The following is an 8291-nucleotide window of genomic DNA, read 5'->3' on the forward strand; positions in this document are numbered from 1 at the left end:
TGAGGTAGGCAGCATAGCGAGCGGAGGGTTGCGGCGGCGCCAACGCTATGCCGCACGACCGCTGTCACGCGTGCATCGGGTCTGTGCGTGTCCTTGGCGTCAGACCGCGTTGCCGCATCCACGCTGTGTGCAGCGGGCTATCGCGTCTCAACTACGATGGAGTCCGCAGCGAATCGGGAATCGAACGCAAAGCGGAGACCCGCTTCGCCCATTCCCCATTCCCGTTTTCACATTCCCCGCAAAAAAAGAGCGGCGTTGCCGCCGCTCCTGGGTCGTGCCGTTGCAGGCTGCGCTCAGGCCGCCAGCTTCTGCCGGATCGTGTCGCGCAGCGCCTGCAGGTCCTTGGCGAAGGTGTCGATGCCGCTGGCCAGCTTCTCGGTCGCCATCGGATCGGCGGCCAGGTCGGTGGCGAACTGCTTGGCATCGATCGGCACGATCTGCGCGCCGTCGGCCTGGCCGGGCGACAGCTTGCGCGGCAGCTCGCCATGGTCGGCGTCGAGCTTTTCCAGCAGCTCCGGCGAGATGGTCAGGCGGTCGCAGCCGGCCAGCGCCTCGATCTGCGCGGTGGAACGGAACGAGGCGCCCATCACCACGGTCTGCGAGCCGCGGCGCTTGAACTCGGCATACACGCCGCGCACGAACTGCACGCCCGGGTCGTCGTCGATGCTGGCCGGGGTCTGCCCGTTGGCCACGTACCAGTCCAGGATGCGACCGACGAACGGCGAGATCAGGAACACGCCGGCCTCGGCGCAGGCCAGTGCCTGGGTGCGGTTGAAGATCAGCGTCAGGTTGCAGTCGATGCCGTCCTTCTGCAGCTGGCGCGCGGCCTCGATGCCTTCCCAGGTCGCGGCGACCTTGATCAGGATCTTGTCCTTGGGCACGCCGCGTTCGGCGTACATGGCGATGAACTTGTGCGCCTTGGCGATGGTCGCGGCGGTGTCGTGGGCCAGGTCGGCGTCCACCTCGGTGGACACCCGCCCGGGCACCAGCGCGCTGAGCTTGCTGCCCACGCCGATGGTCAGGCGGTCGGCGATCTCGTCGACCAGGGCGGCGTGGTCGCCGTCCTGGCTGCGCGCCCAGGCCAGCGCCTCGTCAATCAGCTCGGCGTAGACCGGCAAATCCAGGGCTTTCTTCACCAGGGTCGGATTGGTGGTGCAGTCGACCGGCTTGAGCCGCTTGATCGCATCGTAGTCGCCAGTATCGGCCACGACCACGGACAACTCGCGCAGCTGGGCCAGTTTGGAAGGAGCGGAAGACATCATCGGTATCTCTCGGAACGGATGAAATGGAGGATAAACCCGCGCACGTTAACCCGCCGCAGGCGCAAAGTCGCTTGCGGCCTGCACCGCGAGCACGCGCAGCCGCAGCGCACGGCCGCCGGGGCCCTGCCAGTCGATCGACTGGCCCACGGCCAGGCCGAGCAGGGCGCTGCCGACCGGCGCCAGCACCGAGATGCGGCCTTGCGCGGCATCGGCTTCGTGCGGATAGACCAGGGTCAGTTGGTGGCGTTCGCCGTGCAGTTCGTCTTCGCATTCCACGCGCGAGTGCATGGCGACGATGCCGGCGGGAATCTGTTCGGGCGGCACCACCGTGGCGCGGCCGAGTTCTGCGCCCAGCGCGAGCGCGGCCGGGTGCTGCTGCAATGCGGGGGATTCGAGCAAGGCCTCCAGACGGGCCAGGTCGTGGCTGGACACGATCAGTGAAGGGGGCAGGCCGCTTTGCGGTTGAGAGGACATGGCAAACTCCTTGGGTCATGAAAAAGGCGGCGCTGCGAGGCGCCGCCCGGATGGCGCTGGCTGCCGCGTGGCATCGGCCGCAGGGCCGATGGCCGCGCTCAGACAGCAGTAACGCGCGGTTGCGTGGGTAGCAGTTGCTCCAGCAACGCCAGCAACAGCGGGCCGTCGAACAGGGCGGTGTAGCTGACGCTGACCTTGCTGCCGCCGCGCAACTGGAACTGCAGGCGCGAGGTCCACGCCGACACGTCCATGCCGACGATGTCGTCGATGCGGACCTCGTTGCCGGCGAAGGCGATGCGCTCGCGGCTCAGCTGCACCGTCTCGAGCGGGCCACGGGTGAAGCCCTTCATGTTGACCGCGAATTCGCGGCGGATCGCGCCGGCGGTGGTGACCATGCGGAAACTCAGCGTCTGCCCGGCATCGAGCCTGGCCATCAGCACCGGCACGCGCGCCTGCAGGTAGCCGTGCATGAAGCGGTCGAGGAACTTGTAGTAGCCGCCGATGTTGCCGTTGGCGGCCTGCCACTGTTCCTGGCCTTCGCGCCGCCAGCCCAGGTTGACCGACAGGCCGGCACGGTAGAACTGGCAGGTCTCGACGATGTCGCGATAGAGATAGGTGCCGTCGCTGCGCTCGGGAAACTGGCGCACGCCCAGCTCGCCCTGTTCCCAGCCGCCGCGGCGGATCGCCCAGCCCAGCAGGAGGGTCAACACGCCGACCAAGGCCAGGCCGAGCATGATCCATTGCAGCGTCTGCGCCGCTTCCGGCGCGACCTTGTCGCGCACCGCGAACAGCAGCACGCCGCAGGCCAGCAACGCCACGCCGAACAGCATGACCAGGATCGACAGCGTCGCATTGTTGCGATGGCGGCCGAGCACGGTTCCAATAGACGTCATCCGCATTCCTCTACACAGGTAATCGCGGGATTGTCGCACCGTCGGCCGTAAACCGGGCGTTAGCGTCGCCCGCGCGCCTTGCGCCAATGGCGCGGTGCCGTGCTCAGAGCGTCGCGGCGCGGGGCAGCGCGGCGGCCGTCGGGGCGAGCGCCGACGGTGCGGCCTTGGCCGACAGCAGCGCCTCGGGCAGCGCCTTGAACAGTTGCGCCAACTGCTCCAGGAAATCGCTCATCGCCGAGCTGCGGCGCCACAGCATCGCGATGCGCCGGCTCGGGCCGGAGGCATCGTCGAAGCGCAGCAGGTGGATATTGGACGAGTTGGTCACCGGCGGCTGCACCGCCAGCAAGGGCAGCAGGGTCACGCCGACATTGGCGGCCACCATCTGCCGCAGCGTTTCCAGGCTGGTGGCCTGGAATTCGGCCTTTTCCAGCGCGCCGGACAGATGGCAGACGTCCAAGGCCTGCTCGCGCAGGCAATGGCCGTCCTCCAGCAGCAGCAGCCGTTGCTGGTGCAGTTCGCTCAGGCTCAACGAATCGCGCTGGGCCAGCGGATGGCTATCCGGCACCGCCAGCACGAACGGTTCCTCGAACAGGAATTCGGTATGCAGTTGGTCGTCGTGCAGCGGCAGCGCGAGCAGCGCCGCATCCAGCCGGCCTTCGCGCAATCGGGTCAGCAGCACGTCGCTCTTTTCCTCGATCAGCAGCAGTTCCAGTTGCGGGAAGCGCTCGCGGATGCCCGGGATCACGTGCGGCAGCAGGTACGGGCCCAGCGTCGGGAAGATGCCCAGGCGCACCGTGCCCGCTTCCGGGTCCTGGCTGCGCCGCGCTGCTTCCTTCATCTGCTCGATCTCGGCGACGATGCCGCGCGCGCGGCTGGCCGCCTCGCGCCCGGCCGGGGTCAGCATGACCTTGCGCGGCGCGCGCTCGACCAGCGGCACGCCCAGTTCGTCCTCGAGCTTCTTGATCTGCGTGGACAGCGTCGGCTGGCTGACGAAACAGGCCGCCGCGGCGCGCCCGAAATGCTTGTGATCGGCCAGCGCCACCAGGTATTTCAGATCACGCAGGTTCATCGGCAGGTTCCTTGGCGGTGCGTTCGGCGCGGCGTGGGGCCAGTCGCCCCCCGGGACAGCATAGGCCCCGCGCCGGGTCGCGGCGCGGGGCGGTCGCGCATCAGGCCGCTTCGGCGACCGCGCTGCTGACCGGCGCGCTGCTGCGGATCAGGTGGTCGAACGCGCTCAGCGCCGCCTTGGAGCCTTCGCCCATGGCGATGATGATCTGCTTGTACGGCACCGTGGTGGCGTCGCCGGCGGCGAACACGCCGGGTAGCGAGGTCTGGCCGCGGTCGTCGACGACGATCTCGCCGCGCGGCGACAGCGCCACCGTGCCCTGCAGCCATTCGGTGTTGGGTAGCAGGCCGATCTGCACGAAGATGCCTTCCAGCGCCACGCGGTGGACGTCGCCGCCGACGCGCTCCTTGTAGACCAGCCCGGTGACCTTGCTGCCGTCGCCCAGCACCTCGGTGCTCTGCGCGTTGACGAGGATGTCCACGTTGCCCAGGCTGCGCAGCTTGCGCTGCAGCACTTCGTCGGCGCGCAGCTTGGCGTCGAACTCGACCAGGGTGACATGGCTGACGATGCCGGCCAGGTCGATCGCCGCCTCCACGCCGGAGTTGCCGCCGCCGATCACCGCCACGCGCTTGCCCTTGAACAGCGGGCCGTCGCAGTGCGGGCAATAGGCCACGCCCTTGTTGCGGTACTGGTCCTCGCCGGGCACGTTCATCTGCCGCCAGCGCGCGCCGGTGGACAGGATCACGCTGCGGCTCTTCAGCGACGCGCCGTTGGCCAGCCTGATCTCGACCAGGCCGTCGGCGCCGGCCGGAATCAGCTGCTCGGCGCGCTGCAGGTTCATGATGTCCACGTCGTACTGGCGCACGTGCTGCTCCAGCGCCGCGGCCATCTTCGGGCCTTCGGTCTCCTGCACCGAAATGAAGTTCTCGATCGCCATGGTGTCCAGCACCTGGCCGCCGAAACGCTCGGCCGCCACGCCGGTGCGGATGCCCTTGCGCGCCGCATAGATCGCCGCCGCCGCGCCGGCCGGGCCGCCGCCGATCACCAGCACATCGAACGGCGCCTTGGCCGCGATGTTGGCCGCGTCGCGCTTGGCCGCGCCGGTATCGAGCTTGGCCACGATCTGCTCCAGGCTCATGCGGCCCTGGTCGAACACTTCGCCGTTGAGGTACACGGTGGGCACCGACATGATCTGCCGCGCCTCCACCTCGTCCTGGAACAGCGCGCCGTCGATCGCCACGTGCTTGATGTTCGGGTTCAGCACCGCGGCCAGGTTCAGCGCCTGCACCACGTCCGGGCAGTTCTGGCAGGACAGCGAGAAATAGGTCTCGAACACGTACTCGCCGGGCAGGTTGCGCACCTGCTCGATGACCTCGGCGGTGGCCTTGGACGGATGCCCGCCGACCTGCAGCAGCGCCAGCACCAGCGAGGTGAACTCGTGGCCCAGCGGCAGCCCGGCGAAGCGCAGGTGGATGTCGTGGCCGGGACTGGTCAGCGCGAACGACGGGGTGCGCTCGGCGCTGTCGCGGTGCACGTCCAGGCTGATCTGGTCCGACAGCAGCACCAGGTCCTCGAGCAGGTCGAGCATCTCGCGCGACTTGGCGCCGTCGTCCACCGACGCGGTGATGTGGATGGGCCGAACGACCCGCTCCAGGTAAGCCTTCAACTGGGTTTTCAGATCGGCATCCAACATGGCGGACTCCTGACGATGGGCAAAGCGAGGGGAAGGCGTTGCTGCCGCGGGGGCAGAGCGCCGTAGAGAATTGGGAGGAGGGGTGAACCGCAGCCGGCGCGCGCTGCCGGTGGCTGGCGTGAGGCGGGCGTACCGACCGCGACGCGGGCTGCGGTTCACCCCCACCCCCGCCGAAACGGCGGAGATGGGAGTGGGGCGCGGCTTAGATCTTGCCGACCAGGTCCAGCGACGGCTTCAGGGTCTTTTCGCCTTCCTTCCACTTGGCCGGGCACACTTCGCCCGGATGCGAGGCGACGAACTGCGCGGCCTTGAGCTTGCGCAGGGTCTCGGTGACGTCGCGGGCGATCGCGTTGTCGTGGATTTCCAGCGTCTTGATCACGCCTTCCGGGTTGATCACGAAGGTGCCGCGCAGGGCCAGGCCTTCCTCGTCGATGTGCACGCCGAACGCGCGGGTCAGCTGGTGGGTCGGGTCGCCGACCAGCGGGAACTGCGCCTTGCCGACGGCCGGCGAGGTCTCGTGCCACACCTTGTGCGAGAAATGGGTGTCGGTGGTGACGATGTAGACCTCGGCGCCGATCTTCTGGAACTCGGCGTAATTGTCGGCGGCGTCTTCCACTTCGGTGGGGCAGTTGAAGGTGAAGGCGGCCGGCATGAAGATCAGCACCGACCACTTGCCCTTCAGGTCCGCGTCGGTGACTTCGATGAATTCGCCGTTCTTGTAGGCGTTGGCCTTGAACGGCTGGACCTGGGTGTTGATCAGAGACATGGAGTTTCCTCGTGGTTGCGAAGGGGAACGGGGGATAGAACGAGGCTCATCATAGGAGGGGTCGATAGATATCTCAAATCGATTGATGGAATTGAATAGATAGGTTTGGCCTATCGCTATTCAAGCCTGGCTCTTTGCTGCGCTGCGGTGGGCGCACACCGTTCAATGGTTCTACCACGTTGGCTTTTCCAGGCCGCTGCGGCATCGTGACGCCGATGAACGCCCCCACCCCCGAGTCCCTGCTGCGCGCGGCCAGCACGCGGATCGACCGCGCCGATGCCGAAGCCTTGCTGATCCACGCCCTGCAGCGCGACCGCGCCTGGCTGTTCGCGCACGCCCGCGATCCGTTGCCCACGGAGGCGGCGGAGCGCTTCGATGCCCTGCTGGCGCGGCGCGCGCAGGGCGAACCGGTGGCCTACCTGACCGGCCGTCGCGGCTTCTGGACCCTGGACCTGGCGGTCGGCCCGGCCACGCTGATCCCGCGCGCGGACACCGAGCGCCTGGTGGAACTGGCGCTGGAGCGGCTGGACACGGCGCCGGGCCGCCGCGCCGCCGACCTGGGCACCGGCAGCGGCGCGATCGCGCTGGCGCTGGCCAGCGAACGGCCGCAGGCGCGGGTGCTGGCCACCGACCTGAGCGACGCGGCGCTGGCGGTGGCGCAAGCCAATGCGCGCACGCACGGCCTGCACAACGTCCGTTTCGCCCACGGTCCCTGGCTGGCGCCGCTGGCCGGTCAGCGCTTCGACCTGATCGCCAGCAACCCGCCCTACATCGCCGCCGGCGACCCGCACCTGGCGCAGGGCGACCTGCGCTACGAACCGGCCAGCGCACTGGCGTCCGGCGCCGACGGCCTGGACGACATTCGGCTGATCGTCGCCGGCGCATCGGCGCATCTGTTGCCGGGCGGCTGGCTGCTGCTGGAGCACGGCTGGGAGCAGGGCGAGGGCGTGCGCGCGCTGCTGGCGGATGCCGGCTTCGCTGCCGTGGCCACCTACCAGGACCTGGAAGCGCGCGACCGGGTCAGCCTGGGATGTTGGCCGGCTGGCTGATTCGAGCGCCGCCAGCCGTGTCTGCGCCGGAAGCCGGCGTGAGCGAACGGCGACGGCGGACGCCGCAGGGCCACGCCATCCGCGGGTAAAATCCAGTTTTCAAGCACCGTTTTCGAGCAGGAGCCGCCATGCGTACGCTGTATCCCGAGATCGAACCGTTCGACAGCGGCATGCTGCCGGTGGACGCGCGCCACACGCTGTACTACGAACAGTGCGGCAACCCGCAGGGCAAGCCGGTGGTGCTGCTGCACGGCGGGCCGGGCGGCGGCTGCAATGCCAAGATGCGCCGCTTCCACGATCCGGCCAAGTACCGCATCGTGCTGTTCGACCAGCGCGGCTCCGGCCGCTCCACCCCGCATGCGGACCTGGTCGACAACACCACCTGGGATCTGGTCGCCGACATCGAGACGCTGCGCGAGACGCTCGGCATCGCGCGCTGGCAGGTGTTCGGCGGCAGCTGGGGTTCGACCCTGGCGCTGGCCTACGCGCAGACCCATCCGCAGCGCGTCACCGAACTGGTGCTGCGCGGCATCTTCATGCTGCGCCGCTGGGAGCTGGAGTGGTTCTACCAGGAAGGCGCCAGCCGGCTGTTCCCCGATGCCTGGGAGCACTACGTCGCCGCGATTCCGCCGGTGGAGCGCGCCGACCTGATCTCCGCGTTCCATCGCCGCCTGACCAGCGACGACCAGGCCACGCGCCTGGCCGCGGCGCGCGCGTGGAGCGTGTGGGAAGGCGCCACCAGCTTCCTGCACGTGGACGCGGATTTCGTCAGCGGCCACGAGGACGCGCAGTTCGCGCTGGCGTTCGCGCGCATCGAGAACCACTACTTCGTCAACGGCGGCTTCTTCGAGGTCGAAGACCAGTTGCTGCGCGACGCGGGCAGGATCGCCGACATCCCCGGGGTGATCGTGCAGGGCCGCTACGACGTGGTGTGCCCGCTGCAGAGCGCCTGGGAGCTGCACAAGGCCTGGCCGAAGGCGACGCTTGAGATCACCCCGAGCGCGGGCCATTCCGCGTTCGAGGTCGAGAACGTCGACGCCCTGGTGCGCGCCACCGACGCCTTTGCCTGAGGCGGGCATGGCGGGGGG

At 68.7% G+C, this 8291-nt stretch carries 8 protein-coding genes; 2 read left to right on the forward strand and 6 right to left on the reverse strand.

Features of this window, described 5'->3' with window-relative positions:
- Positions 1-293: 293 nt before the first annotated feature.
- The 6 genes from tal to ahpC form a co-directional block, all read right to left on the reverse strand.
- Entirely contained in the window at positions 294-1259 is a 966-nt protein-coding gene (gene tal / locus H9658_RS20845; RefSeq protein WP_191826794.1) for a transaldolase, read from the reverse strand.
- Positions 1260-1307: 48 nt separating this feature from the next.
- Positions 1308-1736, reverse strand: a complete 429-nt coding sequence (rnk, locus tag H9658_RS20850) for a nucleoside diphosphate kinase regulator (protein WP_191826795.1) — start codon at positions 1734-1736, stop codon at positions 1308-1310.
- Between the two features lie 98 nt (positions 1737-1834).
- Positions 1835-2629 carry a hypothetical protein gene (locus H9658_RS20855; protein WP_191826796.1) on the reverse strand — a complete coding sequence of 265 codons (795 nt, stop codon included), beginning with the start codon at positions 2627-2629 and terminating at the stop codon, positions 1835-1837.
- Positions 2630-2732: 103 nt separating this feature from the next.
- Entirely contained in the window at positions 2733-3698 is a 966-nt protein-coding gene (locus tag H9658_RS20860) for a LysR substrate-binding domain-containing protein (protein WP_191826797.1), read from the reverse strand.
- Positions 3699-3798: 100 nt separating this feature from the next.
- Positions 3799-5388: an alkyl hydroperoxide reductase subunit F gene (ahpF, locus tag H9658_RS20865; protein WP_191826798.1), complete on the reverse strand. Its 1590-nt coding sequence runs from the start codon at positions 5386-5388 to the stop codon at positions 3799-3801.
- 202 nt (positions 5389-5590) lie between these two features.
- Positions 5591-6154 carry an alkyl hydroperoxide reductase subunit C gene (ahpC, locus tag H9658_RS20870; protein ID WP_039007575.1) on the reverse strand — a complete coding sequence of 188 codons (564 nt, stop codon included), beginning with the start codon at positions 6152-6154 and terminating at the stop codon, positions 5591-5593.
- A gap of 215 nt (positions 6155-6369) precedes the next feature.
- Between ahpC and prmC the strand changes: the two genes are divergently transcribed.
- Positions 6370-7203, forward strand: a complete 834-nt coding sequence (prmC, locus tag H9658_RS20875) for a peptide chain release factor N(5)-glutamine methyltransferase (RefSeq protein WP_191826799.1) — start codon at positions 6370-6372, stop codon at positions 7201-7203.
- A gap of 128 nt (positions 7204-7331) precedes the next feature.
- On the forward strand, positions 7332-8273 hold the full coding sequence (pip, locus tag H9658_RS20880) for a prolyl aminopeptidase (RefSeq protein ID WP_179568184.1): 942 nt from the start codon (positions 7332-7334) through the stop codon (positions 8271-8273).
- Positions 8274-8291 lie beyond the last annotated feature (18 nt).

Source organism: Xanthomonas bonasiae (genome assembly GCF_014836395.1).
GTDB lineage: Bacteria > Pseudomonadota > Gammaproteobacteria > Xanthomonadales > Xanthomonadaceae > Xanthomonas_A > Xanthomonas_A bonasiae.